This window comes from Streptomyces sp. NPDC018026, assembly GCF_044327745.1.
GTDB lineage: Bacteria > Actinomycetota > Actinomycetes > Streptomycetales > Streptomycetaceae > Streptomyces > Streptomyces rubrogriseus.
The window spans coordinates 1-26,416 of the sequence record NZ_JBIRFY010000027.1 but is presented as its reverse complement, the minus strand read 5'-3'; the positions used below and the strand labels follow the sequence as shown (position 1 = coordinate 26,416).

The following is a 26,416-nucleotide window of genomic DNA, read 5'->3' as shown; positions in this document are numbered from 1 at the left end:
GTGGGCGCCCCCGGCGGGGCGGGCGGATGGACGGATCGGGACCGAACGGGGCGGAATGGACGCGTACGACAAGGGCTCGGACGCCCGGCAGGCGCAAGGGCAGGGGCAAGGTCAGGGGCAAGGGCCGGGCGGCGAAACGGGGCCGGAGGGCACCGGTGGGCCGACCGAACCCGCCGGGGCTCCCGAACCCGCCGGGGCCTTCGAGTCCGCTGAGCCCGGCGAGCCCGCTGAGCCCGCGGAGCCGGGTCGGCCCGCCGACCGCGCCGCGGCCACCACCCGCGAGGACGCCGGATCCGCCGGTGCCCTGCGTTCCACCGCGACCACCGAGCCCACCGGGGGCGCCGGACCCACCGGGGTCGCCGCGCTCTCCCCGCGCTACCAGGTCGGTGCCGTGGTCGCCCTCGCGGTGGTCGCGGTCGCCGTCTGTGCCCACATAGGCTTGGTGTTCCTGCACGTGGCCCCGTCCAACACCCTGACCAAGCAGCACGGTTCCGCGGTGGACGAGTGGGTCTTCCCCGAGTTCGAGCAGAACTGGAAGCTCTTCGCTCCCAACCCCCTCCAGCAGAACGTCTCCGTCCAGCTCCGCGCGGAGGTCAGCACGGCGGACGGCGAGATACGGACGACCCGCTGGTACGACCTGTCGGCCGAGGACGGCCGGGCCATCGACGGCAATCCGCTGCCGAGCCACACCCAGCAGAACGAACTGCGCCGGGCCTGGGACTTCTTCGTCGCCAGCCACGACTCCGACGACCGCCCGGTGGGCCTGCGGGGCACCCTCTCCGAGACGTATCTGCGGCGCATCGCGCTCCTGCGGCTGGACCGTGACGGCGCCGCCGGACCCGGGGACGTCGTCGAGCGCGTCCAGTACCGTTCCCGCACGACCAACGTGGAGCCGCCCCCGTGGAGCGGTGAGAAGGTCTCCGACCGTCCGACCGTCCGCGAGCTGCCCTGGTGGTCCGTGGCCGCGGAGAACCGGGACAGCGGGTCCGGGCAGGCCGGGCAGTCCGATCAGGCCGGGCAGTCCGATCAGGCCGGGCAGTCCGGGCAGGAAGGGGGCGCCGCGTGAACGCCGCCGTCCTCTCCGTCTCCCGCGGCATCGCCCGCGTCACGGGTGCCGCGCTCGGCCCGTACCAGACCGCCGTGATCCGCATCGGGTTCAGCGCCACCTGGCTGCTCTTCCTGCTGCGCGAACTGCCCCACCGGAACGAGCTGTACGGCCCGGACGGTCCGTGGAGCCACGACCTCGCCGAGCAGTTGATCTCGGAGAACGGCGCTTTCACGGCGTTGATGTGGTCGGACGGACGGGCCTGGTTCGAGTTCGTCTACGCGGTGGCCGTGCTGAGCAGTGTGCTGCTCCTGCTGGGCTGGCGCACCCGGACCATGTCCGTGCTGTTCATGGTCGGCGTGCTCTCGCTGCAGAACCGCAGCGTCTTCATGGGCGACGGCGGCGACAACGTCGTGCACCTGATGAGCATCTACCTGGTCCTCACCCGGTGCGGCCGGGTGTGGTCGCTGGACGCCCGCCGTGCCCGGCGCGAGGCGGCGGCACGCGCGCGGGGCGAGCGGGTCGGGGACCGGGTCGGGCCGGTGCTGTGGTGCGCCCTGGGGTTCCTGCTGCTCACGGTGACGCTGGCGGGCGGTCTCGACGGCGACTGGTTCGTCCCGGCGCTGCTCTGGGCGGTCTGGGTCGCGCTGGGCCTGTGGTGGGCCGTGGAGCGGGGCGGGGAGAGCAGTCAGCCGCGGATCCTGCTGGACGTGGTCACCAACATCGTGCACAACGGCGCCCTGGTCGTGATCATGGCCGAGGCCTGTCTGATCTACGCGACGGCCGGCTGGTACAAGATCCAGGGTTCCCGCTGGCAGGACGGCACGGCCGTCTACTACCCGCTGCACCTGGACTACTTCTCGCCGTGGCCCGCGCTCTCCGACGCACTGGCCGCCAACGGCACGATGGTCATGCTCATCACGTACGGCACGGTCGCGGTCCAGGTCGCCTTCCCGTTCACGCTGTTCAACCGGCGGGTCAAGAACGTGCTGCTGGCCGCGATGATGATCGAGCACGCGGTGATCGCCGTGACACTCGGGCTGCCGTTCTTCTCGCTGGCGATGATCGCCGCCGACGCGGTCTTCCTGCCCACGTCGTTCCTGCGCCGACTCGGCGGCTGGGCGGCACGCGCGCGTGCCAGGCTGTTCGGCCGCGGACCCTCGGGCGCCCCGGCCAAGGCACCGGACGGGAACGGGCATGGGATCGGGCATGGGGACGGGGACGGGCGTACGGCGACGGTGCCCGGGCCCCGGGCCCGGGAGGGCGAGGGGGCGGCGGCCGGAGCGGGCGCGGTGGACGGGAAGGACCCCGACCACACGCACGTAGGCTTCCGGGCATGACCGATCCCGGACCAGACCCCGGACCAGACCCCGGCCCCGACTCCGGTCCGCCGGCCGCCTGGCACCGGAACGCCGGACGGTGCGTGCTGCTGGACGGCTTCCACGCCCTCAAGCACGCGCTGCGCTTCGGCGCCGAGGTGCCGGTGGCGGTCACGAGCGACCGCGCGGGTGCCCTGGCCCTCGCCGACGAGCTGGCGCCGGACGTGCGCGAGGCGCTGGCGGGGCTGCTGACCGAGGTGTCGCGGGAGGCGTACGGGTCGCTCGTCGCGCGGCCGCACCCCACGGCGGTGGCCGCCCTGGCGGTACGGCCCTCGCGGGCGGCCGGGCTGGAGGCGCTGGCGCGCACACCCCGCCGTGCTCCCGTCGTGGTCCTCGACCAGCCGCGCAACCTCGGCAACGCGGGCGCGGTGATCCGGCTGGCCGCCGGTTTCGGCGCGACCGGCGTGGTCACCACCGGCACGCTCGACCCCTGGCACCCCACGGTGGTGCGCGGCGGGGCGGGGCTGCACTTCGCGACCGCGGTGGAGCGGCTGGAGGTCGCCGGGCTGCCGCCGGGGCCGCTGTTCGCGCTGGACCCGGAGGGCGAGGACATCCGGGGACTGGAGCTGCCGGACGACGCGCTGCTCGCGTTCGGCTCCGAGCGCAGCGGGCTCACGACCGAGCTGCGCGCGCGGGCCGACCGTCTGGTGGCGCTGCCGATGCGCCCCCAGGTCTCCAGCTACAACCTCGCGACCAGTGTGGCCATGACGCTGTACCACTGGAGCGCCGGCGGGGGCGCACCGCGGGTGTCGTAGGGCTGCTGTCTCAGGCCGGGCGGCGGACCTCCACCACCCGGAAGCGGTTGGCGACGAAGGCGCCGTCGCACAGGGCCGCGTTGGCCGCCGGGTTGCCGCCGGAGCCGTGGAAGTCGGAGAAGGCGGCCGTCTGGTTGACGTACACCCCGCCGGTCAGGTTCAGCGAGAGCTGGGCCGCCTCGTCCAGGCAGACCTCCTGCACGGCCTCCTCGACCTCCGGGTCGGTCGTGTACGCGCCCACCGTCATCGCGCCCTTCTCCCGGACGCTGCGGCGCAGCAGCTCCACCGCGTGGCCGGCGGAGTCGACGGCGACGGCGAAGGAGACCGGGCCGAAGCACTCGCTGGTGTAGGCGGCCTCGTCCTCGGGCTTGGCGCCGTCCAGCTTGACGATCACCGGGGTGCGCACGACCGCGTCCGGGAACTCCGGGTTGGTCACCTCGCGGGAGGCGAGGGCGACCTCGCCGAGACCTGCGGCGGCCTCCAGGCGGGCCTTGACGTCCGGGTTGACGATCGCGCCGAGCAGGGCGTTGGCGCGGGCGTCGTCGCCGAGGAGGCCGTCGACGGCGCGGGCCAGGTCGGCGGTGACCTCGTCGTAGGACTTGGCGCCCTGGTCGGTGCGGATGCCGTCGCGGGGGATCAGCAGGTTCTGCGGGGTGGTGCACATCTGGCCGCTGTAGAGGGAGAGCGAGAAGGCCAGGTTGGCGAGCATGCCCCGGTAGTCGTCGGTCGACTCCACGATCACCGTGTTGACGCCGGCCTTCTCCGTGTACACCTGGGCCTGGCGGGCGTTGGCCTCCAGCCAGTCGCCGAAGGCGGTGGAGCCGGTGTAGTCGATGACGCGGATCTCCGGGCGGGTGGCCAGGGTCTTGGCGATGCCCTCGCCGGGGCGCTCGGCGGCCAGCGCCACCAGGTTCGGGTCGAAGCCGGCCTCGGTGAGGACGTCACGGGCGACCTGGACGGTGAGCGCGAGCGGCAGCACCGCGCGGGGGTGGGGCTTGACCAGGACCGCGTTGCCGGTGGCGAGGGAGGCGAACAGGCCCGGGTAGCCGTTCCACGTCGGGAAGGTGTTGCAGCCGATGACCAGGCCGATGCCGCGCGGGACGGGCGTGAAGCGCTTGGTGAGCGCGAGCGGGTCGCGCTTGCCCTGCGGCTTGGTCCACTCCGCCGTCTCGGGGGTGCGGGACTGCTCCACGTACGCGTAGGCCACGGCCTCCATGCCGCGGTCCTGGGCGTGCGGGCCGCCCGCCTGGAAGGCCATCATGAAGGCCTGCCCGGAGGTGTGCATGACGGCCTGGGCGAACTCCATGGTCTGGGCGGCGATCCGCCCGAGGATCTCCAGGCAGACCATCGCGCGCAGCTCCGCGCCCGCGTCCCGCCACGCCTTCTGTCCCGTCCGCATGGCGGGCAGCAGTACGTCGAGGTCCGCGTGCGGATACTCCACGCCCAGCTCGACGCCGTACGGGGAGACCTCGCCGCCCACCCAGCCGTCGGTGCCGGGCTGGCCGAGGTCGAGGCGGGTGCCGTGCAGGGCGTCGAAGGCGGCCTTGCCCGCGGCCGTGTCCAGGCTGCCGTTCTCCCCGTAGGCCTTGGGGTGCTCGGGGTGGGGGGACCAGTACGCGCGCGTGCGGATCGTCTCCAGCGCCAGGTCCAGGGTCGGCCGGTGCCGGGCGATCAGCTGGTGTGCGGTGAGTTCGGCGGCCATGCGGGACCAACTCCTCGTCTCACGAGCTCTCCGTCGAGTCGTGACCTGGGGGGGAAACCTGGGCAGGAACATCAAAAGGTGCGGCGCGTAGCGCCTCTGTCAGGGTGGTGGTGGGCGACGGGTGGGCGGACACGGCTAGAGTAACCGAACGATCGGTCGGGACAAGGGGGACCGCCGCATCTGTGGAAAACCCCGTGCGGGAGGATCGCGCACATGACAGCACTCGACCTCAGCAGCCCCGTGGCCGTCGTCGGCACCGGCACCATGGGCCAGGGCATCGCCCAGGTGGCACTGGTCGCGGGCCATCCCGTGCGGCTGTACGACGCCGTCGACGGGCGCGCCCGGGAGGCGGCCGACGCGATCGGTGCCCGGCTCGACCGGCTCGTCGAGAAGGACCGCCTCACCGGCGCCGAACGGGACGCCGCCCGCGCCCGGCTCGTGCCCGCCGGGTCCCTCGGTGAACTGTCCGGCTGCGCCCTCGTCGTCGAGGCGGTCGTGGAGCGTCTGGACGTCAAGCAGGAGCTGTTCCGCGCGCTGGAGGACGTCGTCGGCGACGACTGCCTGCTCGCCACCAACACCTCCTCCCTGTCCGTCACCGCCGTCGGCGGTGCGCTGCGCGTCCCCGGCCGCTTCGTGGGCCTGCACTTCTTCAACCCCGCGCCGCTGCTGCCGCTGGTGGAGGTGGTCTCCGGGTTCGCCACCGACCCGGCGTCGGCCACGCGCGCGTACGAGACGGCCCGCGCCTGGGGCAAGACGCCGGTGGCCTGCGCCGACACCCCCGGCTTCGTCGTCAACCGCGTCGCCCGGCCCTTCTACGCCGAGGCCCTGGCCGTCCACGAGGCACGGGGCGCGGACCCGGCCACCGTCGACGCCGTGCTGCGCGAGTCGGGCGGCTTCAGGATGGGCGCCTTCGAGCTGACCGACCTCATCGGCCAGGACGTCAACGAGTCCGTCACGCACTCCGTGTGGCAGTCCTTCTTCCAGGACGTGCGCTTCACCCCGTCCCTGGCCCAGCGCCGCCTGGTCGAGTCCGGCCGGCTCGGCCGCAAGAGCGGGCAGGGCTGGTACGACTACCGCGACGGCGCCGAGCGTCCCGCGCCGCACACCGCCGAACCGGCCGGTGCGCCCGCGTACGTCGTGGTCGAGGGGGATCTGGGACCGGCGGCCGAGCTGGTCGCGCTGATCCGCGAGGCGGGCGTCGAGGTGCGTCCGGCGGACGGGTACGGCGCGGGACGGCTCGTCCTGCCCGGCGGCGGCACGCTGTGCCTCACCGACGGTGAGCTGCCCGTGTCGAAGGACCTCGTCCACTTCGACCTCGCCCTCGACTACCGCGCGGCGACCCGGATCGCCCTGTCCGCGTCCCGAGGCGTCCGTCCGGGCCTCCTGTCCGAGGCCACCGGCCTGTTCCAGGCGCTCGGCAAGAAGGTCAGCGTCGTCGGCGACGTGCCCGGCATGATCGTGGCCCGGACGGTGGCCCGGATCATCGACCTGGCGTTCGACGCCGTGGCCAAGGGCGTGGCCGCCCCGGAGGACGTCGACACGGCGATGCGGCTGGGTGTGAACTATCCCCTCGGCCCCTTCGCCTGGAGCCGTCGGCTCGGTGACACCTGGGCCCGCGACCTGCTGTCCCACGTCCACGCGTGGGAACCGTCCGGGCGCTGCGCGCCGTCCCTCGCGCTCCACCGCCACGCCGAAGCCGCCGAGGCCCGGGAGGACACCGACTCATGACCACCGCCAAGCGCGACACGTACACGCCCGAGACGCTGCTGTCCGTGGCCGTGCAGGTCTTCATCGAGCGCGGCTACGACGGCACCTCCATGGAGCACCTGTCCAAGGCGGCGGGGATCTCCAAGTCGTCGATATACCACCACGTCACGGGCAAGGAGGAGTTGCTGCGCCGGGCCGTGAGCCGGGCCCTGGACGAGCTCTTCGGGATCCTCGACGAGGAGCACGCGCGCGTGGGGACGGCCGCCGAGCGCCTCGAGTACGTCGTGCGGCGCATGGTCGAGGTGCTCATGGCCGAGCTGCCCTATGTGACGCTGCTGCTGCGGGTGCGCGGCAACACCGGCACCGAGCGGTGGGCGCTGGAGCGCCGCCGCGAGTTCGACCACCGGGTCGCCGCCCTGCTGAAGGACGCGGCGGCCGAGGGGGACGTGCGCGCCGACGTGGAGGTGCGGCTCGCGACCCGGCTCGTCTTCGGCATGATCAACTCGATCGTCGAGTGGTACCGCCCCGACGGTCCCGACGGCCGGGGTGGCGCGGGCGGCATGGGCGGCGCGGGCGAGCGCGAGGTGGTCGACGCGGTGGCGCGGCTGGTGTTCGGCGGGCTGCGCAAGGCGTCCTGAGCGGCCCGGAAAGGGCGCGGCCGACCGGCGCCGCCCTTTCCGGGCCGCTCAGCCCTGCGGTTCGAGGTCCTCCGTCTCGAAGACCAGCAGGGTGCGGGTGCTGAGCACCTCCGGGATGGCCTGCAGGCGGCTGAGCACCAGCTCGCGCAGGGCCCGGTTGTCCGGGGTGTGCACCAGCAGCAGGACGTCGAAGTCGCCGCCCACCAGGGCGATGTGCGAGGCCCCGGGCAGCTGCCGCAGCTGGGCGCGGACCGTCCGCCAGGAGTTCTGGACGATCTTCAGAGTGATGTAGGCCGAGGTGCCGTGCCCGGCGCGCTCGTGGTCGACGCGGGCGCCGAAGCCGCGGATGACACCGTCCTCGACGAGCCGGTTGATGCGGGCGTAGGCGTTCGCGCGCGAGACGTGCACCCGCTCCGCGACCGACCGTATCGAGGCCCGGCCGTCCGCCTGGAGCATGCGCAGGATGTCCTGGTCGATGGCGTCCAGCGGGCGCGCGGGCGGCGGGGCACCGGGCTCGTCGGGGCCGCCGCCCTCCCCGGGGCGGTCGGCCATTTGTTCAGATGCCACGCGCCCCCGCCTTCCCCTCATGGACGTACTGCGTCCATCACAGGCTGTGGAGAACCGTTTGTCCACAGCCTGGGGCCGCATGTAGCCAAAATGTGCCGGCGACCGAACAATCGGTAGGTGAGGCCCGTCACACCCGTGGCGAGCCCGTAGCCGTCTCCCACGAGGAGGTGCCGTCATGACGGTCATGGAGCAGCGGGGCGCGTACCGGCCCACACCGCCGCCCGCCTGGCAGCCCCGAACCGACCCCGCGCCGCTGCTGCCCGACACGGAGCCCTACCGCGTCCTGGGCACCAAGGCCGCGGACCGCGCCGACACCGAGCTGCTGCGCACGCTGTACGCGCGGCTGGTGCGCGGCCGGCGCTACAACGCGCAGGCCACGGCGCTGACCAAGCAGGGCCGGCTGGCCGTCTACCCCTCCAGCACCGGCCAGGAGGCGTGCGAGATCGCCGCCGCGCTGGCCCTTCAGGAGCGGGACTGGCTCTTCCCCAGCTACCGCGACACCCTCGCGGTCGTCTCGCGCGGCGTCGACCCGGTCGAGGCCCTCACCCTGCTGCGCGGCGACTGGCACACCGGCTACGACCCCTACGAGCACCGGGTCGCGCCGCTGTCCACGCCGCTGGCCACCCAGCTGCCGCACGCCGTGGGTCTCGCCCACGCCGCCCGCCTCAAGGGCGACGACGTGGTGGCGCTCGCCATGGTCGGCGACGGCGGCACCAGCGAGGGCGACTTCCACGAGGCGCTGAACTTCGCCGCCGTCTGGCGGGCCCCGGTCGTCTTCCTCGTGCAGAACAACGGCTTCGCGATCTCCGTCCCGCTCGACAAGCAGACCGCCGCCCCGTCGCTGGCCCACAAGGCCGTCGGCTACGGGATGCCCGGCCGCCTGGTCGACGGCAACGACGCCGCCGCGGTGCACGAGGTCCTGTCCGACGCCGTGCGCCACGCACGCGCGGGCGGCGGCCCCACCCTGGTGGAGGCGGTGACGTACCGCGTCGACGCGCACACCAACGCCGACGACGCCACCCGCTACCGGGGCGACGCCGAGGTGGAGACCTGGCGCCGGCACGACCCGGTCGAGCTGCTGGAGCGGGAGCTGACCGAGCGCGGCCTGCTCGACGAGGACGGCATCCGCGCCGCCCGCGAGGACGCCGAGACCATGGCCGCCGACCTGCGCGCCCGTATGAACCAGGACCCCGAGCTGGACCCGTTGGACCTGTTCGCCCACGTCTACGCCGAGCCCACACCGCAACTGCGCGAGCAGCGGGCACAGCTGCGCGCGGAGCTGGCGGCGGAGGCCGAGTCCGAGGCGGGTTCCGCGCCCGGCACACAGGAAGGCGGACACCGATGACCACCGTCGCCGTCAAGCCGGCCACCATGGCACAGGCCCTCACGCGCGCACTGCGCGACGCCATGGCCGCCGACCCGGGCGTGCACGTCCTCGGCGAGGACGTCGGCACCCTCGGTGGCGTCTTCCGGGTCACCGACGGGCTCGCCGCCGAGTTCGGCGAGGACCGCTGCACGGACACCCCGCTCGCCGAGGCGGGCATCCTCGGCACGGCCGTGGGCATGGCGATGTACGGGCTGCGCCCGGTCGTCGAGATGCAGTTCGACGCCTTCGCCTATCCCGCGTTCGAACAGGTCGTCAGCCATGTCACCAAGATGCGCAACCGCACGCGCGGGAAGATGCCCCTGCCGCTGACCATCCGCATCCCCTACGGCGGCGGCATCGGCGGCGTCGAGCACCACAGCGACTCGTCCGAGGCGTACTACATGGCGACTCCGGGGCTCCATGTCGTCACGCCCGCGACGGTCGCCGACGCCTACGGGCTGCTGCGCGCGTCCATCGCCTCCGACGACCCGGTGGTCTTCCTGGAACCGAAGCGGCTGTACTGGTCGAAGGACACGTGGAACCCCGAGGAGCCGGCGTCCGTTGAGCCGATGGGCCGCGCGGTGGTGCGGCGCTCCGGCCGGAGTGCCACGCTCATCACGTACGGACCGTCGCTGGCCGTCTGCATGGAGGCGGCCGAGGCGGCCCGGGCCGAGGGGTGGGACCTCGAAGTCGTCGATCTGCGCTCCCTGGTGCCGTTCGACGACGAGACGGTGTGCGCTTCGGTGCGGCGGACGGGACGCGCGGTCGTCGTCCACGAGTCGGGTTCCTTCGGGGGCCCGGGCGGGGAGATCGCGGCCCGGGTCACGGAGCGCTGCTTCCACCACCTGGAGGCACCGGTGCTGCGTGTGGCCGGGTTCGACATCCCGTACCCCCCGCCGATGCTGGAGCGTCACCACCTGCCCGGTGTGGACCGGATCCTGGACGCCGTGGGGCGCCTGCAGTGGGAGGCCGAAAGCTGATGGCACACGCTTCTGACGGGCACGTTCTGGAGTTCAAGCTGCCCGACCTCGGCGAGGGGCTCACCGAGGCGGAGATCGTGCGCTGGCTGGTCGAGGTCGGCGACGTGGTCGCCGTGGACCAGCCGGTCGTCGAGGTCGAGACGGCCAAGGCGATGGTCGAGGTGCCCTGCCCCTACGGCGGTGTGGTCACCGCCCGCTTCGGCGAGGAGGGCACCGAGCTGCCCGTGGGGGCGCCGCTGGTGACCGTGGCGGTGGGCGGCGGCGGAGCGGCCGCCGACGGCCCGGCGCGGGACTCCGTGCCGGATGCCGGTGCCGCCGGGACACCGGTCACCGAGACGCCCGCCGCGGCGAAGGCCGCCGAGACGCCCGCCGCGGAGAAGAAGGCGGAGGGCTCCGGCAACGTCCTGGTGGGCTACGGCACCTCCGAGGCGCCCGCGCGGCGGCGCAGGGTGCGGCCCGGACACCTGGCCGCCACCGGCGCGTCCGGGCGGGCGAACGGCCGGGTCCGCGGCGCCGGTGCGGTGGACGGACCGGTGCGCACCGCCGAGCCGGTGGACGGGCCGGTCCCGGTCATCTCCCCGCTGGTGCGCAGGCTGGCCCGGCAGCACGACCTGGACCTGCGTGAGCTGACCGGTTCAGGACCGGACGGGCTGATCCTGCGCGCGGACGTCGAGTACGCGCTGCGTGCCGCCGCCGCACAGGGCGGTCGTACGGCCGACCCCGAGGCCGGGACGAGCCGGGTGCCGGACTCCGCGTCCTCCGCCGCGCGCTCCGAAGGCACCCGCGTCCCCCTCAAGGGCGTGCGCGGAGCCGTCGCCGACAAGCTCTCCCGCAGCCGGCGCGAGATCCCGGACGCGACCTGCTGGGTGGACGCCGACGCGACCGAGCTGATGCGGGCGCGCACCGCGATGAACGCGTCCGGCGGCCCGAAGATCTCCCTGGTCGCCCTGCTGGCCCGGATCTGCACGGCCGCCCTGGCCCGGTTCCCGGAGCTGAACTCGACGGTCGACACCGAGGCCCGGGAGATCGTCCGGCTGGACCGGGTCCACCTCGGCTTCGCCGCCCAGACGGACCGGGGCCTGGTCGTGCCCGTCGTCCGGGACGCGCACACGCGGGACGCCGAAGCGCTCACCGCGGAGTTCGCCCGGCTGACCGAGGCGGCCCGCGCGGGCCGGCTGACGCCGGGCGACCTGACCGGCGGGACCTTCACGCTGAACAACTACGGCGTGTTCGGCGTCGACGGCTCCACACCGATCATCAACCACCCCGAGGCGGCCATGCTCGGCGTCGGCCGCATCGTCCCCAAGCCCTGGGTGCACGAGGGCGAGTTGGCGGTGCGTCAGGTCGTGCAGCTCTCGCTCACCTTCGACCACCGGGTGTGCGACGGCGGTACGGCGGGAGGTTTCCTGCGGTACGTGGCGGACTGCGTGGAACAGCCCGCGGTGCTGCTGCGGACCCTGTGACCGGGGTGATGGCGCCCACAGGACGACGGTGTGTCCGCGCACAGTCCGATCACGCGGGCTCCGCTGCGTTCCCTGTGATCGCGCAGGGCCCCATACTCGTGGGGTGACCGCGTACGAGCCCCCCGGCGACCCAGGCGCCGGCACCGATCCCGGCCCCGGCGGGTACGACGCCGTCGTGCTCGCCGGCGGGGCCGCCCGGCGGCTCGGAGGCGCGGACAAACCCGGTCTGCGGGTGGGCGGCCGCCCCCTCCTCGACCGGGTGCTCACCGCCTGCGCCGGGGCCCGGACCACCGTCGTCGTCGCCGATCCCCGGCCCACCGCGCGCCCCGTGACCTGGACGCGCGAGGACCCGCCGGGCGGCGGACCGCTCGCCGCCCTCGCCGCCGGACTGCGGCACACCACGGCGGAGCACGTCCTCGTGGTCTCCGCCGACCTGCCGTTCCTGGCCGGACCGACCGTGCGGCGGCTGCTGTCCGCCCTCGCCGCGGGCGACGCCGACGGGGTGCTGCTGACCGACGCCGACGGCCGCGACCAGCCTCTCGTCGCCGCCTACCGCGCGTCGGCGCTGCGCCGGGAACTGGCCGCCCTCGCACGGGACCGCGCCGGCCGGGGCGAACGGGCGGACCGGGCACGACTGACCGGGCTGCCGCTGCGCCGCCTGACCGGCGCTCTGCGCCTCACCCGGGTCCCGGACGCCGTCGCCTCCTTCGACTGCGACACCTGGGACGACCTCGCCACCGCAAGGGCACGCATCAGGGAGCATGGTCACGTGTTGGATGAATGGATTTCCGCAGCCAAGGACGAGTTGGGCATCGACCTGGACGTCGACACCGGGATCCTGCTCGATCTCGCGCGCGACGCCGCCCACGGGGTGGCCCGGCCTGCCGCCCCGCTGACCACCTTCCTCGTCGGCTACGCGGCCGGGCGGGCCGGAGGAGGGCCCGAGGCCGTCGCCGAGACCGCCCGCAAGGCCGCGGCCCTCGCCCGGCGCTGGGCGGAGGAGGCCGCCGACACCGGGTCCGCCCCCGTGCGGGGCAAGCCCGACGTGGCGCCCGACGCCACCCCCGACACCCGCCCGGACGCGTGATGACCTCCCCCGGCACGCGGGCCGACGCGGACGCCGAGGACCTCGACGTCGAGGAGGCGCTCGCCCTCGTGAGGGAGAACCCCGGCCACGGCAGCCACGGCAGCCACGACAGCCACGGACGACGCGACGGCCACGGCGGCCCCGGCGGTCAAGGCGCGCCCACCCCGCACCACCCGGCGGACGCCCACCACCGGGCCACACCCTGGTCCGAGGCCCGGGCGACCGCCGAGCGTGCCGCCCGCACCGCCGCCCGTGCCGCCCGCCGCACCCCCGTCGCGGTGCCCCTCGACGCGGCCCTCGGCCTCACCCTGGCCGCACCCCTGGCCGCCCTCACCGACCTGCCCTCCTTCGACAGCTCCGCGATGGACGGCTGGGCCGTCGCCGGACCGGGCCCCTGGGCGGTGCGCGACGAGGGGGTGCTGGCCGGACACGCGGCACCCGCGCCCCTCACCGACGGCGAGGCCGTCCGCATCGCCACCGGCGCACGGATCCCCCCGGACACCACCGCCGTCCTGCGCTCCGAGCACGGCCGCTCCGACGAACGCGGACGCCTGCACCCCACCCGCGAGGTCGTCCACGGCCAGGACATCCGCCCCCGCGGCCAGGAGTGCCGCAGCGGCGATCAGCTGCTGCCGGTCGGCACCCTCGTGACCCCGGCGGTCCTGGGGCTGGCGGCGGCCGCCGGATACGACACGCTCACCGCGGTCCCCCGCCCCCGCGTCGACGTTCTCGTCCTCGGCGACGAGCTGCTCACCCAGGGTCTCCCGCACGACGGACTCATCCGTGACGCGCTCGGCCCGATGCTGCCGCCGTGGCTGCGCGCCCTCGGTGCCGAGGTCCGCACCGTCCGCCGGATCGGCGACGACGCCAAGGCCCTGCACAGCGCCGTCACGACCTCCGAGGCCGACCTGATCGTCACGACCGGCGGCACCGCCGCAGGCCCGGTCGACCACGTCCACCCGACCCTGCGCCGCATCGGCGCCGAACTCCTCGTGGACGGCGTCAAGGTCCGCCCCGGCCACCCCATGCTGCTGGCCCGCCTCAAGGACGACCAGCACCTCGTCGGGCTGCCCGGCAATCCCCTCGCCGCCGTCTCCGGACTGCTCACCCTCGCCGAGCCGCTGCTGCGCACGCTCGCCGCCCGCCCGGCGCCCGAGCCGTACACGCTGCCGCTGCGGGACGCGGTGCACGGGCACCCGTACGACACCCGGCTCGTGCCCGTCGTGCTGCGCGGCGAGGGGGCCGTGCCGCTGCACTACAACGGTCCGGCGATGCTGCGCGGCATCGCGGCCGCCGACGCCCTGGCCGTCGTCCCCCCGGGCGGCGCGCGGTCGGGACAGGATGCCGAACTGCTCGACCTGCCCTGGGCCACCGGCGGAATCGGGGTGTGTTTCACGTGAAACTTCCGGGCCAGGACGCCATCGCGCGTCAGGCGGACGAGCACTTCGTGACCTACAAGGTGAAGCTCCCCAGGAAACTGGTGGAGCACCCGTTCCGTCAGGTCGCCAAACGGCTGTCCATCGCCCTGCTGGTCCTCGTGGTGACGGCCGTCATCGTCTACGCGGACCACGACGGCTACACCGACAACTCCGACGGTTCCGTCGACCTCCTCGACTCCTTCTACTACGCCACCGTCACCCTCTCCACCACCGGATACGGTGACATCACGCCCGTCAGCGACGCCGCCCGGCTGACCAACATCTTCGTCATCACGCCCCTGCGCGTGCTCTTCCTGATCATCCTGGTCGGCACCACGCTGGAAGCCCTCACCGAGCGCACTCGGGAGGAGTGGCGCCTGAACCGCTGGAGGTCCGCCTTGCGCGATCACACCGTCGTCGTCGGCTTCGGAACCAAGGGGCGGTCGGCGATCCAGACCGTCTGCGCGACCGGGCTGCGCAAGGACCAGGTGGTCGTGGTCGATCCGAGCGGCAAGGCCATCGAGGCCGCGACGGCCCACGGCTACGCGGGTGTGGTGGGGGACGCGACCCGCAGCGACGTACTCAACCGGGCCGAGGCGTACCGGGCGAAGCAGATCATCATCGCCACGCAGCGCGACGACACGGCCGTGCTGGTCACGCTGACGGCCCGGCAGCTCAACCGCGGGGCGAAGATCGTGGTCGCGGTCCGCGAGGAGGAGAACGCACCGCTGCTGAAGCAGTCCGGCGCCGACGCCGTGATCACCAGCGCCAGTGCCGCGGGGCGGCTGCTCGGGCTCTCCGTGCTCAGCCCCGCCGCCGGCATGGTCATGGAGGACCTGATCAGCCAGGGCAGCGGACTCGACCTCGTCGAACGGCCGGTCATAAAGGCCGAGGTGGGCAAGCACCTGCGGGAGGTGGACGACCTGGTGGTGAGCGTGCTGCGCGGCCACCGGGTCCTGGGCTACGACGACCCGGCCGTGGGCGGGCTGGAACTGACGGACCGCCTGATCACGATCGTACGGGCGACGCCGGCCACCCATGTGGCGCCGGACGCCCGCCCGCTCCCCCGCGACTGAGCCGCTTCACCAGCCCGGTCGCGGGGCGCGCTCCCCGGGAGGCACTACTTGCGGTTGTAGAGCCGCATCGTGACCGGTCCGAAGACCAGCAGGAACAGGGCTGCCCAGCCCAGCGTCCAGGCGATCTCGGCGCCGGGCCAGTCGCCCGCCATCAGGCCGCGCACCGCGGACGCGAGGTGGGTGATCGGGCTGTTGTTCACGAAGGCCTGCAGCCAGCCCGGCATGGTCTTCGGGTCTACGAAGACGTTGGACAGGAAGGTGAGCGGGAAGATCACCATCATGCTGACGCTCATCACCGACTTCTCGGTGCGCAGCATCAGTCCGAACATGGTCCAGATCCACGAGAAGGCGAACGAGAAGAGCAGCAGCAGGGCGATCCCGGCCACCACGCCGACGAACCCGCCGTCGGGCCGGTAGCCGAGCAGCAGTCCGACGGAGAGCATCACGACGGACGCGATCGTGTAGCGCAGCGCGTCGCCGAGGAGATAGCCGACCATCGCCGAGGGCCGCCAGATCGGCAGCGAGCGGATGCGGTCGAAGACGCCCTTCTCGATGTCGATGTTCACCGAGACCCCGGTGTACATCGTGATCATCACGACCGACATCACGAGGATGCCCGGCAGCACGAACTGGATGTAGTCGCTGGGTGAACCCGCCAGCGCACCGCCGAAGAGGTACGTGAACATCAGCAGGTTCATGATCGGGAAGGCGGTGACGTCGAAGAGCTGCTCCGGCACGTGCTTGATCTTGAGGATCGCGCGCCATCCGAAGGTCAGGGACGTGGACAGGGCGCTGGGCCGCGGCGGCCGCTCCCTGGTCACCAGCAGGGCCGCCAGCGACTCGGTGCTGACCGGGGAGAGATCCTTGTTCTTGGTGCTCGTGGCCGTGCTCATGCCGCCACTCCGTCCTTCTTGTCGGTGCCGGTGCTGGGGTCGCCGTCGCCGTCGGTGCGCTGGCCGGTGTCGTGCCCGGTCAGCGCCAGAAAGACCTCGTCGAGGCTGGGCTGCCCCAGGGAGAAGCTGTCGACGGTGATGCCGGCCCGGGCCAGCTCACCGAGTGCCTTGGCGGCCTGGTCGGCGGCGGTGTCACTGGCCGCCACCCCCAGGCGCGCGGTCAGCGCCACCGGGTCGGGCTCCGGCTACACCTCGGCCACCAGCAGGTTCCGCAGCACCCGCTCGGCCTCGGGCCGCTCCTCCGCGTCCCGCAGCCGCAGATGCACGGAGCCCGCCCCGACCGACGCCTTCAGCTCGCCCTTGGTGCCCTCGGCGATCACCCGTCCCTTGTCGATGACGGCGATCCGGGACGCCAGCTGGTCCGCCTCGTCCAGGTACTGCGTGGTCAGCAGCACGGTCGTGCCCTGGGCGACGACTGCCCGCACGATGTCCCACACCTGGTTGCGGCTGCGCGGGTCGAGTCCGGTGGTGGGCTCGTCGAGGAAGAGCAGGTCGGGGGTGTTGAGGATGGAGGCGGCGATGTCGATGCGCCGCCGCATGCCGCCGGAGTAGTGCTTGACCTGCTTCGCCGCGGCGTCCGTCAGGCCGAAGGCCGCCAGCAGTTGGTCGCCCCGCTCGCGTGCGGCCGCCTTGCCGTGCCCGAGGAGCCGGCCCAGCAGGACGAGGTTCTCGGTGCCGGTGAGGTCCTCGTCCACGGACGCGTACTGCCCGGTGAGGCTCACCCGGCCGCGTACCTCGTCCGCCTCGTGCACCACGTCGTGACCGAAGACGCGGGCGTGGCCGTTGTCCGGCCGCAGCAGGGTGGCGAGCATCTTCACCGTGGTGGTCTTCCCGGCGCCGTTCGGGCCGAGGACGCCGTAGACCGTGCCGGCCGGCACGGCGAGGTCGACCCCGTCCACGGCCCGGGTCTCACCGAACGTCTTCACCAGCCCCGCGGTCTCGATGGCGAGTCCGGACGTGTGGGTGCTCATGCTGTGGGTCCTTCCGCGTTCTCGGTGTACGCGTTCTTGGTCTACGCATGGGGAGACCTTTACCGTCGCGCAAACTCATCGCCGACGCACGGGGATTTTCCGGCGGGGAGGAGGACGGGGACACAGGAGTAGCGTCGGCCCCATGCATGCGATCACGATTCCCGAACCCGGAGGCCCCGAGGCGCTGGTGTGGGCCGAGGTCCCCGACCCACGGCCCGGCGAGGGCGAGGTCCTGGTCGAGGTGGCGGCCAGCGCCGTCAACCGCGCCGACATCATGCAGCGCCAGGGGTTCTACGACCCCCCGCCCGGCGCCTCCCCCTACCCCGGCCTGGAGTGCTCCGGGCGCGTGGCCGAGGTCGGCCCCGGGGTGTCCGGCTGGGCCGTCGGCGACGAGGTGTGCGCGCTGCTCGCGGGCGGCGGCTACGCCGAGAAGGCCGTCGTCCCGGCCGGCCAGCTGCTGCCGGTGCCGCAGGGCCTCGACGTGACGGAGGCGGCGGCGCTGCCCGAGGTGGTCTGCACCGTCTGGTCGAACGTCTTCATGGTCGCCCACCTGCGCCCCGGCGAGACGCTGCTCGTGCACGGCGGCTCCAGCGGCATCGGCACCATGGCGATCCAGCTCGCCAAGGCCGTCGGCGCGAAGGTCGCGGTGACGGCCGGTACCAAGGAGAAGCTGGAGCGCTGCGCCGAGCTGGGCGCGGACATCCTGATCAACTACCGGGAGCAGGACTTCGTCGCCGAGGTGAAGGACGCCACCGGCGGCGCGGGCGCCGACGTCATCCTGGACAACATGGGCGCGAAGTACCTGGACCGCAACGTCCAGGCCCTCGCCGTGAACGGCCGGCTCGCGATCATCGGCATGCAGGGCGGCCGGAAGGGCGAGCTGGACATCGGCACGCTGCTCGCCAAGCGCGCCGCCGTCAGCGCCACCTCGCTGCGGGCCCGCCCCCTGGAGGAGAAGGCGGCGATCGTGGCGGCCGTCAAGGAGCACGTCTGGCCGCTGTTCGCCGGGGGACACGTCCGCCCGGTCGTCGACCGCGAGATGCCGATGAGCGAGGCCGCCGAGGGCCACCGGGTGGTGGAGGAGAGCGGGCACATCGGCAAGGTGCTGCTGGTCACCCCGTAGGCGACGCACGGCCGGGCCGCAGGGCCGGGGCGCGGTGCCGCGGCGCGGTGCTGGAGCGCGGGCCCTACCCCCGGCGCAGGCGCAGTCCCACGAGGCCGAGCGCCAGGCCGAGCCCGATGAGCACCAGCCCGCTGCCCAGCGGCAGCACCCGCAGTACGGGCTCGGCGGCGGCCCGGGTGGGCGCGGCGCTCCGCGACGAGGACCGGGACGGGGTGGCCGGGGGCACCTGCGCCGCCTCGGTCCGGCCGGTCGGCACGGCGGTGGCCGGGTCGTCCTCGGGGACGCCGTCGCCGCCGTCCCCGTACCGGTCGGCGTCCTCGTCCCCGCCGTCCCGCTCCGGCGCCCGCTCCTCGGCGCGGCCGGGCCGCTGCCTTCCCTCACCCGGCCGGCTCCCGGCCCGGGACGGCTCGGGACCGGCCTCGGTGCCGGACGCCGACGGCGAACGGGACGCGGACGGGGCGGGGCGGGACGGCTCGGGCGAACCGCGCCCCGCGCTGCCGGCCGGGCCGGAGTCCTCGGAGGGCCGGGAGGCGGATCCGGCGTCCGGTCGCTCCGTCCGGTCGTGCCCGTCGGGGCGCCGGGGACGTTCGTGACCGCCCCGCCCGTCATGGGTGCCGGAGCCGTCCGGGACGGTGGCCTCCGCCGGCGCGGAGGACCCCGGTGACGGCGCCGCCGCGAACGGCGCCACCACCGCCGGGAGCCCGGCGCCGTGGGCCGGTCCCGCCCCGCACGGCGCCACCACCGCTCCGGCGCCCAGGGCTCCCACCAGCCCCGTCGCCCGCAGTGTGCGCAGCCATGGAGTCACGTCCGTGACCCCCTCCCGATGATGAGCGGTCGTGGAAATCGACGGAACAAGCCTCACACCGGTCGCCGACACCGGCATTCCGGGCGCCGCCGAACGCGTCGGGACGGTTTCCGTGGGGGCACCGCCCGCCCGGGGACCGGGGGTGCGAGACAATGGCGGCATGGAGATGCCGAGGAACGACAGGTCGCCGGAGAACCCCCAGATCCTGGTCGTCGGCCAGGACGGAATGGCGCTCAGCGGCGGCGGGGACGACGACTCCCGCGAGATTCCGGTGACCGAGCAGGTGGAGCAGCCCGCCAAGGTCATGCGGATCGGCAGCATGATCAAGCAGCTGCTCGAAGAGGTGCGGGTCGCCCCCCTGGACGAGGCGAGCCGGGTCCGGCTCAAGGAGATCCACGCCAGCTCGGTGAAGGAGCTGGAGGATGGCCTGGCCCCGGAGCTGGTGGAGGAGCTGGAGCGGCTCTCCCTGCCCTTCACGGACGACGGCACCCCGACCGACGCGGAGCTGCGGATCGCGCAGGCCCAGCTGGTCGGCTGGCTGGAGGGCCTCTTCCACGGCATCCAGACCACGCTGTTCGCCCAGCAGATGGCCGCGCGGGCCCAGCTGGAGCAGATGCGCCGCGCGCTTCCGCCGGGCGCCGTCCCGGAGGGCGAGGAGCCCCCGCACCCGGGCGGCCGTTCCGGCGGCCCCTACCTGTAGGACGACGACTACCCGTAGGACGACGACCGCCCGTAGGACGACGACCACCGACACCGCGAAGGGCCCGGCAGCACGCGCTGCCGGGCCCTTTCGGCGTCAACCGCCCGTCACCTCACGGGCTCATTAGGACGGCGGGTTGCCCGTCGAGACCTTGAGCTGGATCTCCGGCATGTTCTCCGGGTCGACGTCCGTGCCGGCGGTGGGGAACTGGTCCCGGACCGAGCCCTCGCCGTAGGTGTTCTCGTCGACCTCGACGACCTTCATCCGCCAGCCCGCGGCGTTGAAGCACTCCTTGACCGAGCCGATGTACTTGAACGTGAAGTCCGGCACCTTGATCTTGTCGGGGTCGTTGTACGACTCCTGCGGCTCGGTGCACTTGTCCTTCTCGATCGTCTTCTCCTTGTCGGGCCCCCGGTAGCCCGCCGCCTTCGACGGCGACGCGGAGACCGACGCGGTGGAGGAGCCGCCGCCACCGGCTTCCGGGTCCTCGTCCCCGCCGCCGTTCATCAGCAGCGCGCCGATCAGCCCGCCGACGGCCACGACGGCGACCACGATGGAGCCGATGATCACCGGCTTGTTGCTCTTGCCGCCGCCCGGGGAACCGGAACCGGAGCCGGAGCCCTGGGCCGACGGCGTCAGGTTGTACGGCGGCGGCGTGGCCGCGCCCTGCTGCTGCGCGTACGGCGCCGGGGCGGGCGTCTGGTAGCCCGCCTGCTGCGGATAGCCGTACGCCGGCGAGTGCGCCGCCGGGGCCGGGGTGCCGTACGGGTTCGGGCCGGGGGACGGCGTCGGCTGGTACGGCGTCTGGACGGGGCCCGTGGGTGCCGGGGTGCCCTGGCCGACCGGCGGGAACACGGCGGAGCCGACGCCCGCGCCGCTCGACGTCTGGGCGCCGGGCACGATGCTCGGCGGGGCCGCCTGGAAGGAGGCCGCCACCCGCAGGCACTCGTCGCGCATCGCCTCGGCGCTGGGGAAGCGTTCGTTGGGGTTCTTCTTCAGCGCCCGGGCCACCAGCGCGTCCACCGCCGGGGGCAGGGCGCGGTTGACGGTGGACGGGGCCACCGGCTCCTCCTGCACGTGCGCGTACGCGATCGCCAGCGGCGAGTCGGCGTCGAACGGCAGGCGCCCGGTGACCAGTTGGAACAGCATGATGCCGACCGAGTACAGGTCGGAGCGGGCGTCGACGCCGCGGCCGAGGGCCTGCTCCGGCGAGAGGTACTGCGGGGTGCCGACGACCATGCCGGTCTGCGTCATCGAGGTCACACCGGACTGCATGGCGCGGGCGATGCCGAAGTCCATCACCTTGACCACGCCGCGCTTGGTCATCATCACGTTGCCCGGCTTGATATCCCGGTGGACCAGGCCCATCTCGTGGCTGATCTCCAGCGCGGCCAGCACGTCCGCGGTGATCTTCAGTGCCTTGTCGGCGGGCATCGCGCCCTGCTGCCGCACGTCCTCGTCGAGCACCGAACCCAGCGGCCGGCCCTCGACGTACTCCATGACGATGTACGGCGTCGTCATGCCGTCGAGGTCGTCCTCGCCGGTGTCGAAGACCGAGACGATGTTGGTGTGCGTGAGCTTGGCCACGGCCTGGGCCTCGCGGCGGAAGCGCTCACGGAAGGCCTGCTCGCGACCCAGCTCGGTGTGCAGGGTCTTGATCGCGACCTGGCGGTCGAGCACCGAGTCGTACGACAGGTGCACGGAGGCCATGCCGCCCTCGCCGAGCAAGTCGCGCAGCTGGTAACGGCCGCCGGCGAGCGCCCGCCCCGCATACCGTCCCTGTCCGGCGTCGTGGCTCATGTCTCTGCGTCCCCCATAGGCGGCGGGCGCCGGTGGCAGCGGCACGCGCGCTCGTGATCGAAAGTGCTATTCCCGGCCAAGTCTGCCCCAGGGCACCGACACGTCAAGCGCGGTGCCCGTTCCGTGACCGTACGCGAAAGAAGCGTCGCGGAAGCGTTACAGCCGCCGTACCGCCGCTACACGGAATTTGCACGAGAGTACGGAACCAGGGTTTCATGACCGGTCCGTCTCATGTCCGGTCCCGGCGCCCATCTCGGACCGGAGGCCCCCGCGAAGGCTGTAGCGTGGCCGACGGAGACCGTAACAACACCGCGCGTACCGCGGGCAGAAACGACGGCGAGGACTGATGGCACAGCAGCAGCGCGCCCAGGGCCCGTCCGAACCCGAGGCATCTGGCGGCGGTATGTCTGACGCGCCGGAGAACTGGGGCAACGGCGGCCTGGTCGGCGACGGCCGGTACCGGCTGACCCGCAGACTCGGGCGGGGCGGCATGGCCGAGGTGTTCGCCGCCGAGGACGTCCGGCTCGGGCGCACCGTGGCGGTCAAGCTGCTGCGCGCCGACCTCGCCGAGGACCCCGTCTCCAAGGCCCGCTTCACGCGCGAGGCGCAGTCGGTGGCCGGCCTCAACCACCACGCCATCGTGGCCGTGTACGACTCGGGCGAGGACGTCGTCGGCGGCCAGTCCGTGCCGTACATCGTGATGGAGATCGTCGAGGGGCGCACCATCCGCGACCTCCTCCTCAACGCCGAGGCCCCCGGCCCCGAGCAGGCGCTGATCATCGTCTCCGGCGTCCTGGAAGCACTGGCCTACTCGCACCAGCACGGCATCGTGCACCGCGACATCAAGCCCGCCAACGTCATCATCACCAACAACGGCGCGGTCAAGGTGATGGACTTCGGCATCGCGCGCGCCCTGCACGGCGCCCAGTCGACGATGACGCAGACCGGCATGGTCATGGGCACTCCGCAGTACCTCTCCCCCGAGCAGGCCCTCGGCAAGGCCGTCGACCACCGTTCCGACCTGTACGCGACGGGCTGCCTGCTCTACGAACTCCTCGCGCTGCGGCCCCCGTTCACCGGTGAGACCCCGCTGTCGGTGGTCTACCAGCACGTGCAGGACATTCCCACGCCCCCGTCCGAGGTCTCCGACGCCACCCCGCCGGAGCTGGACGGCCTGGTGATGCGCTCGCTGGCCAAGGAGCCCGACGACCGTTTCCAGACCGCCGAGGAGATGCGCGGCCTGGTCCAGTACGGGCTGCAGATGCTGTACGAGCAGGGCGGCCACACCGGCACCTGGAACACCGGCCCGGTCGCCGCGCACGACGGCCGGCACACCCCGGCGGCCGGTCTCGCGGGTACGACGGTGATGCCGCACCCCGCCGACCACGGGGCGTCGGGCACCCAGCAGATCCCGCAGCCGATCCTGCCGGGCCGCTACGACGGGGACGACGGCGGCTTCGAGGGCGCCGGCAACAAGGGCAGCGGCCGCGGCAAGCTCTGGATACTGGCCGTCCTCGCGGTGATCGCCATCGCGGCGGGCGTCGCGCTCGCCCTGAACAACGGCGGCGACGGCAAGGGCGGCACCGAGACGGACAAGAGCCCGTCGGCGACCACCTCCCAGAGCACCGGCGAGGAGTCGCCCAGCTCCTCGCCCAGCGACGAGGCGACGCAGGAGACCACCGACCCGGGCACCGAGCAGGGCTCGAGCGGGGGCGGCACCGGCGACGGGGACTGGGACAAGCCGTACACACCGACGTGGTCGCCTTCACAGACCGCGACGGACGATCCGACCGGTGACCCGACCGGCGATCCGACGGGTGACCCGACCGGCGATCCGACGGGTGACCCGACCGACGGCGGTGAGCCGACCGGTGGTGGTGAGCCGACCGGTGGTGGTGAGCCCACCGGCGGTGGTGAGCCGACGGGCGGCGCGACCGGGGCCCCGGGCGGTTCCGAGGGCGGCGAGGGCTGACCCCTACCGCGATCCCTACGCGCGCGTGCGGCCCGGAAACGGGCTCCACGCGCGCGTTGCGTTGCGGGGACGCCGACCCGGGGAGTTCAGAGCGGCCCCGCCGACCCGTCCGTGAAGTGCACCGTGCCGAACTGCGGGTCGACGCGCAGGTAGGCGGGCTCGAAGGGCTCGCCGTCCACCCGGTCCGGCGTCGGACCGAACCGCTCCAGCTCGGCGGTGCTCGGCTCGTGGGCCTCGCACCGGCCCACGACCTGCACGGTCCACAGGCTCTCGCCGGGCCGCGCCGAGGTCAGGTTGTCCGCTCCGTAGGCGACGACGCTCCCGGCGCACACCCGGTGGTACCCCCAGCTCCTGGGCATCCGCAGCAGGACCCGGCCGTCGGCCACGATGTGCCGCGCGTGGGCGAGGAAGGGCAGGGCGCGCAGGGTGGTGGCCGCCCGGCCGTAGGCGGTGCGGCCGAGCAGGCCGACGGCGAGCTGTTCGTCGGAGGGCATGGTCTCACTGTGCGGGAGCCCGGGGCCCGGGAACAGGGCCGCCCGCCCCGGCAGGAGAGGACGTAAGTCCCGAGTAAGCCGTCCCGGGCAGCCGGGAGCGCGCCCGAGCGGGGGACGGGGGGCCCGGACCCGTCAGCGGTTCTCGGCCTCCAGGCGGGCCACGAAGGCGGCCGCCTGGGAACGCCGCTGCATGCCGAGCTTGCCCAGCAGGCTCGACACGTAGTTCTTGATCGTCTTCTCCGCCAGGTGCAGCCGCTCGCCGATCGCGCGGTTGGTCAGTCCCTCGCCGATCAGGTCCAGGATGCGGCGCTCCTGCTCGGTGAGGCCGGCCAGCCGGTCGTCCGGCTTCGCACCGCCGTCGCGCAGCCGCTCCAGCACGCGCGCGGTGGCCGCCGGATCGAGCAGCGACTTCCCGGCCGCCACCTCCCGCACGGCGCCGAGCAGCTCGGCGCCGCGGATGTCCTTGAGGACGTACCCGGAGGCGCCCGCCATGATCGCGTCGAAGAGGGCCTCGTCGTCGGCGAAGGAGGTCAGCATCAGGCAGCGGACGGACTCGTCCCGGGAGCGGATGTCCCGGCAGACCTCGACGCCGCTGCCGTCGGGCAGCCGCACGTCCAGCACCGCGACGTCCGGGCGGGTGGCCGTGACCCGGGCCTGTGCCTCGGCGGCCGTACCGGCCTCGCCCACCACCTCGATGTCGGCCTCGCCGGCGAGCAGATCGTGCACCCCGCGCCGGACCACCTCGTGGTCGTCGAGGAGGAATACCCGGATTTTTCCGTCTTCGCGCACGCGGTCAGTCTCACACACCGACTCTTCCCGTGCCCGGGGTGGCCGGGATAACGTGCCGTTGTTCCGGCCCCCTGCAAGGCTGTGACCAGTAAAACTTCCACTCTTCGCCGATTTACTTGGAAATCCGAGTAAAAACGCAGGTCAGGAGGGGTTTCACAGAAATGTGGAGCACTGGGTAACGTGCTGTTCGCAGGGCGCTCGCCGGGGCACCTGTCACGCCTGTTCCCGATCGGGCCGCACCCACCCTTGTGCGTCCGCCGGGCCGCAGGTGAGCCGCACTGGCTTCCGGCGAACCCGGGGGCCGGACCGACGGAGGAGCACACGTGACCGACAGCACTGCCGCGCGCAAGCCGCGACGCAGCGCCGGAAGCAAGGCGGCCGGCACCACCGGCACCAAGGCGGCCGGGACCACCGGCGGCAAGGCCGGCACCGGCAAGCGCACGACTCGCACCACCAGCACCACCCGCAACGCTGCCAAGAAGGGCTCCGAGACGGAGCTGGTGCAGCTGCTGACGCCCGAGGGCGAGCGCGTCGAGGACGCCGCTCACGCCGAGTACGCCTCGTACGTCGCCGACATCACCCCGGACGAGCTGCGCGGCCTGTACCGCGACATGGTGCTCACCCGGCGTTTCGACGCCGAGGCCACCGCGCTGCAGCGCCAGGGCGAGCTGGGCCTGTGGGCCTCCCTGCTGGGCCAGGAGGCCGCCCAGATCGGTTCCGGCCGGGCCACCCGCGAGGACGACTACGTCTTCCCGACCTACCGCGAGCACGGCGTCGCCTGGTGCCGCGGGGTGGACCCGACCAACCTGCTCGGCATGTTCCGCGGTGTGAACAACGGCGGCTGGGACCCCAACAGCAACAACTTCCACCTGTACACGATCGTCATCGGCTCGCAGGCGCTGCACGCCACCGGCTACGCGATGGGCGTGGCCAAGGACGGCGCCGACTCGGGCGTGATCGCCTACTTCGGCGACGGCGCCTCCAGCCAGGGCGACGTCAGCGAGGCGTTCAACTTCGCCGCCGTCTACAACGCGCCCGTGGTGTTCTTCTGCCAGAACAACCAGTGGGCGATCTCCGAGTCCAACGAGAAGCAGACCCGGGTGCCGCTCTACCAGCGGGCCCAGGGCTTCGGCTTCCCCGGCGTCCGCGTCGACGGCAACGACGTGCTGGCCTCCCTCGCGGTCACCAGGTGGGCCCTGGACCGTGCCCGGCGCGGCGAGGGACCGGCGCTGATCGAGGCGTACACGTACCGCATGGGCGCCCACACCACCTCCGACGACCCCTCCCGCTACCGGCACGACGACGAGCGCGCCGCCTGGGAGGCGAAGGACCCGATCCTGCGTCTTCGCCGCTTCCTGGAGTCCGCAAACCACGCGGACGAGGGATTCTTCGCGGAACTGGAGGCCGAGAGCGAGACGTTGGGCAAACGAGTGCGCGAAGTGGTCCGTGCCATGCCGGACCCGGACCGGTTCGCCATCTTCGAGAACGTGTACGCGGACGGACACGCGCTCGTGGACGAGGAGCGGGCGCAGTTCGCCGCGTACCAGGCATCGTTCGCAGACGCAGAGGGGGTCTGACATGGCAGCGGAGAAGATGGCGCTGGCGAAGGCGATCAACGAGTCGCTG

The 26,416-nt window shown here is 73.3% G+C and carries 22 protein-coding genes and 1 pseudogene; 15 read left to right on the top strand and 8 right to left on the bottom strand.

What is annotated here, in order from left to right; all coding sequences use genetic code 11:
• Positions 1 to 55: 55 nt before the first annotated feature.
• The 3 genes from ACH4D3_RS40110 to ACH4D3_RS40100 are packed head-to-tail and all read left to right on the top strand — an operon-like array spanning position 56 to position 3,179.
• Positions 56 to 1,066, top strand: a complete 1,011-nt coding sequence (locus tag ACH4D3_RS40110; RefSeq protein WP_398332710.1) for a DUF5819 family protein — start codon at positions 56 to 58, stop codon at positions 1,064 to 1,066.
• On the top strand, positions 1,063 to 2,385 hold the full coding sequence (locus tag ACH4D3_RS40105) for an HTTM domain-containing protein (RefSeq protein WP_398332709.1): 1,323 nt from the start codon (positions 1,063 to 1,065) through the stop codon (positions 2,383 to 2,385). The genes ACH4D3_RS40110 and ACH4D3_RS40105 overlap by 4 nt, the downstream gene beginning before the upstream one ends.
• Positions 2,382 to 3,179, top strand: coding sequence for a TrmH family RNA methyltransferase (locus ACH4D3_RS40100; protein WP_398332708.1), 798 nt, complete (start codon positions 2,382 to 2,384; stop codon positions 3,177 to 3,179). Before ACH4D3_RS40105 ends, ACH4D3_RS40100 begins: the two co-directional genes overlap by 4 nt.
• 10 nt (positions 3,180 to 3,189) lie before the next feature.
• Here ACH4D3_RS40100 and paaN read toward each other — a convergent pair whose 3' ends face one another.
• Positions 3,190 to 4,881, bottom strand: a complete 1,692-nt coding sequence (gene paaN / locus ACH4D3_RS40095; RefSeq protein WP_398332707.1) for a phenylacetic acid degradation protein PaaN — start codon at positions 4,879 to 4,881, stop codon at positions 3,190 to 3,192.
• A 213-nt stretch (positions 4,882 to 5,094) separates the two neighbouring features.
• Between paaN and ACH4D3_RS40090 the strand changes: the two genes are divergently transcribed.
• Complete coding sequence (locus ACH4D3_RS40090) at positions 5,095 to 6,609, top strand: 3-hydroxyacyl-CoA dehydrogenase (RefSeq protein ID WP_398332706.1); 1,515 nt, start codon at positions 5,095 to 5,097, stop codon at positions 6,607 to 6,609.
• A complete protein-coding gene (locus ACH4D3_RS40085) occupies positions 6,606 to 7,226 on the top strand; it encodes a TetR/AcrR family transcriptional regulator (RefSeq protein ID WP_398332705.1) in 621 nt (206 codons plus the stop codon). Before ACH4D3_RS40090 ends, ACH4D3_RS40085 begins: the two co-directional genes overlap by 4 nt.
• Positions 7,227 to 7,274: 48 nt before the next feature.
• On the opposite strand, the gene ACH4D3_RS40080 is transcribed toward ACH4D3_RS40085, so the two are convergent.
• Positions 7,275 to 7,778 carry an Lrp/AsnC family transcriptional regulator gene (locus tag ACH4D3_RS40080; RefSeq protein ID WP_115743018.1) on the bottom strand — a complete coding sequence of 168 codons (504 nt, stop codon included), beginning with the start codon at positions 7,776 to 7,778 and terminating at the stop codon, positions 7,275 to 7,277.
• Between the two features lie 190 nt (positions 7,779 to 7,968).
• On the opposite strand from ACH4D3_RS40080, the gene pdhA (ACH4D3_RS40075) reads away from it, so the two are divergent.
• From pdhA (ACH4D3_RS40075) to ACH4D3_RS40050, 6 genes are all read left to right on the top strand, one after another.
• On the top strand, positions 7,969 to 9,138 hold the full coding sequence (gene pdhA / locus ACH4D3_RS40075) for a pyruvate dehydrogenase (acetyl-transferring) E1 component subunit alpha (protein ID WP_398332704.1): 1,170 nt from the start codon (positions 7,969 to 7,971) through the stop codon (positions 9,136 to 9,138).
• The gene (locus ACH4D3_RS40070) at positions 9,135 to 10,139 is read left to right on the top strand and encodes an alpha-ketoacid dehydrogenase subunit beta (protein WP_385352279.1); all 1,005 of its coding nucleotides are present in this window, start codon (positions 9,135 to 9,137) and stop codon (positions 10,137 to 10,139) included. The genes pdhA (ACH4D3_RS40075) and ACH4D3_RS40070 overlap by 4 nt, the downstream gene beginning before the upstream one ends.
• Complete coding sequence (locus ACH4D3_RS40065) at positions 10,139 to 11,602, top strand: dihydrolipoamide acetyltransferase family protein (RefSeq protein ID WP_398332703.1); 1,464 nt, start codon at positions 10,139 to 10,141, stop codon at positions 11,600 to 11,602. The genes ACH4D3_RS40070 and ACH4D3_RS40065 overlap by 1 nt, the downstream gene beginning before the upstream one ends.
• A gap of 103 nt (positions 11,603 to 11,705) precedes the next feature.
• Complete coding sequence (locus tag ACH4D3_RS40060; RefSeq protein ID WP_398332702.1) at positions 11,706 to 12,689, top strand: NTP transferase domain-containing protein; 984 nt, start codon at positions 11,706 to 11,708, stop codon at positions 12,687 to 12,689.
• Positions 12,689 to 14,089 (top strand): molybdopterin molybdotransferase MoeA, encoded by a 1,401-nt coding sequence (locus ACH4D3_RS40055; RefSeq protein WP_398332701.1) that lies wholly within the window; start codon positions 12,689 to 12,691, stop codon positions 14,087 to 14,089. Before ACH4D3_RS40060 ends, ACH4D3_RS40055 begins: the two co-directional genes overlap by 1 nt.
• A complete protein-coding gene (locus ACH4D3_RS40050; RefSeq protein WP_398332700.1) occupies positions 14,086 to 15,183 on the top strand; it encodes a potassium channel family protein in 1,098 nt (365 codons plus the stop codon). The genes ACH4D3_RS40055 and ACH4D3_RS40050 overlap by 4 nt, the downstream gene beginning before the upstream one ends.
• Positions 15,184 to 15,227: 44 nt before the next feature.
• Here ACH4D3_RS40050 and ACH4D3_RS40045 read toward each other — a convergent pair whose 3' ends face one another.
• Positions 15,228 to 16,076, bottom strand: a complete 849-nt coding sequence (locus ACH4D3_RS40045; RefSeq protein ID WP_398332699.1) for an ABC transporter permease — start codon at positions 16,074 to 16,076, stop codon at positions 15,228 to 15,230.
• Positions 16,073 to 17,107 (bottom strand): annotated as a pseudogene (locus tag ACH4D3_RS40040) (ATP-binding cassette domain-containing protein). Before ACH4D3_RS40040 ends, ACH4D3_RS40045 begins: the two are co-directional and overlap by 4 nt.
• Before the next feature lie 142 nt (positions 17,108 to 17,249).
• On the opposite strand from ACH4D3_RS40040, the gene ACH4D3_RS40035 reads away from it, so the two are divergent.
• The gene (locus ACH4D3_RS40035; RefSeq protein WP_398332698.1) at positions 17,250 to 18,230 is read left to right on the top strand and encodes an NAD(P)H-quinone oxidoreductase; all 981 of its coding nucleotides are present in this window, start codon (positions 17,250 to 17,252) and stop codon (positions 18,228 to 18,230) included.
• 64 nt (positions 18,231 to 18,294) lie between these two features.
• Here ACH4D3_RS40035 and ACH4D3_RS40030 read toward each other — a convergent pair whose 3' ends face one another.
• Entirely contained in the window at positions 18,295 to 19,035 is a 741-nt protein-coding gene (locus tag ACH4D3_RS40030) for a hypothetical protein (protein ID WP_398332697.1), read from the bottom strand.
• Between the two features lie 160 nt (positions 19,036 to 19,195).
• Between ACH4D3_RS40030 and ACH4D3_RS40025 the strand changes: the two genes are divergently transcribed.
• A complete protein-coding gene (locus ACH4D3_RS40025; protein ID WP_003975113.1) occupies positions 19,196 to 19,735 on the top strand; it encodes a bacterial proteasome activator family protein in 540 nt (179 codons plus the stop codon).
• Between the two features lie 123 nt (positions 19,736 to 19,858).
• On the opposite strand, the gene ACH4D3_RS40020 is transcribed toward ACH4D3_RS40025, so the two are convergent.
• Positions 19,859 to 21,535 (bottom strand): protein kinase, encoded by a 1,677-nt coding sequence (locus ACH4D3_RS40020; RefSeq protein ID WP_398332696.1) that lies wholly within the window; start codon positions 21,533 to 21,535, stop codon positions 19,859 to 19,861.
• A 346-nt stretch (positions 21,536 to 21,881) separates the two neighbouring features.
• Here ACH4D3_RS40020 and ACH4D3_RS40015 point away from each other — a divergent pair, with 346 nt between their 5' ends.
• Complete coding sequence (locus tag ACH4D3_RS40015; protein ID WP_398332695.1) at positions 21,882 to 23,507, top strand: protein kinase; 1,626 nt, start codon at positions 21,882 to 21,884, stop codon at positions 23,505 to 23,507.
• 86 nt (positions 23,508 to 23,593) lie between these two features.
• Here ACH4D3_RS40015 and ACH4D3_RS40010 read toward each other — a convergent pair whose 3' ends face one another.
• Together ACH4D3_RS40010 and ACH4D3_RS40005 are read right to left on the bottom strand one after the other, a co-directional pair.
• A complete protein-coding gene (locus tag ACH4D3_RS40010; protein WP_109029210.1) occupies positions 23,594 to 24,001 on the bottom strand; it encodes a hypothetical protein in 408 nt (135 codons plus the stop codon).
• A gap of 132 nt (positions 24,002 to 24,133) precedes the next feature.
• Positions 24,134 to 24,790 carry a response regulator gene (locus ACH4D3_RS40005; RefSeq protein ID WP_398332694.1) on the bottom strand — a complete coding sequence of 219 codons (657 nt, stop codon included), beginning with the start codon at positions 24,788 to 24,790 and terminating at the stop codon, positions 24,134 to 24,136.
• Between the two features lie 323 nt (positions 24,791 to 25,113).
• Between ACH4D3_RS40005 and pdhA (ACH4D3_RS40000) the strand changes: the two genes are divergently transcribed.
• Positions 25,114 to 26,367: a pyruvate dehydrogenase (acetyl-transferring) E1 component subunit alpha gene (gene pdhA, locus ACH4D3_RS40000; RefSeq protein ID WP_398332693.1), complete on the top strand. Its 1,254-nt coding sequence runs from the start codon at positions 25,114 to 25,116 to the stop codon at positions 26,365 to 26,367.
• Positions 26,368 to 26,416 lie beyond the last annotated feature (49 nt).

Bases quoted from the DNA above. Each gene is read 5' to 3' on its own strand.
- ACH4D3_RS40110 (WP_398332710.1), top strand. From the start codon at position 56: ATGGACGCGTACGACAAGGGCTCGGACGCCCGGCAGGCGCAAGGGCAG.
- ACH4D3_RS40100 (WP_398332708.1), top strand. From the start codon at position 2,382: ATGACCGATCCCGGACCAGACCCCGGACCAGACCCCGGCCCCGACTCC.
- paaN (WP_398332707.1), bottom strand. From the start codon at position 4,881: ATGGCCGCCGAACTCACCGCACACCAGCTGATCGCCCGGCACCGGCCG.
- ACH4D3_RS40090 (WP_398332706.1), top strand. From the start codon at position 5,095: ATGACAGCACTCGACCTCAGCAGCCCCGTGGCCGTCGTCGGCACCGGC.
- ACH4D3_RS40085 (WP_398332705.1), top strand. From the start codon at position 6,606: ATGACCACCGCCAAGCGCGACACGTACACGCCCGAGACGCTGCTGTCC.
- ACH4D3_RS40080 (WP_115743018.1), bottom strand. From the start codon at position 7,778: ATGGCCGACCGCCCCGGGGAGGGCGGCGGCCCCGACGAGCCCGGTGCC.
- pdhA (WP_398332704.1), top strand. From the start codon at position 7,969: ATGACGGTCATGGAGCAGCGGGGCGCGTACCGGCCCACACCGCCGCCC.
- ACH4D3_RS40070 (WP_385352279.1), top strand. From the start codon at position 9,135: ATGACCACCGTCGCCGTCAAGCCGGCCACCATGGCACAGGCCCTCACG.
- ACH4D3_RS40065 (WP_398332703.1), top strand. From the start codon at position 10,139: ATGGCACACGCTTCTGACGGGCACGTTCTGGAGTTCAAGCTGCCCGAC.
- ACH4D3_RS40055 (WP_398332701.1), top strand. From the start codon at position 12,689: ATGACCTCCCCCGGCACGCGGGCCGACGCGGACGCCGAGGACCTCGAC.
- ACH4D3_RS40045 (WP_398332699.1), bottom strand. From the start codon at position 16,076: ATGAGCACGGCCACGAGCACCAAGAACAAGGATCTCTCCCCGGTCAGC.
- ACH4D3_RS40035 (WP_398332698.1), top strand. From the start codon at position 17,250: ATGCATGCGATCACGATTCCCGAACCCGGAGGCCCCGAGGCGCTGGTG.
- ACH4D3_RS40025 (WP_003975113.1), top strand. From the start codon at position 19,196: ATGGAGATGCCGAGGAACGACAGGTCGCCGGAGAACCCCCAGATCCTG.
- ACH4D3_RS40020 (WP_398332696.1), bottom strand. From the start codon at position 21,535: ATGAGCCACGACGCCGGACAGGGACGGTATGCGGGGCGGGCGCTCGCC.
- ACH4D3_RS40015 (WP_398332695.1), top strand. From the start codon at position 21,882: ATGGCACAGCAGCAGCGCGCCCAGGGCCCGTCCGAACCCGAGGCATCT.
- ACH4D3_RS40010 (WP_109029210.1), bottom strand. From the start codon at position 24,001: ATGCCCTCCGACGAACAGCTCGCCGTCGGCCTGCTCGGCCGCACCGCC.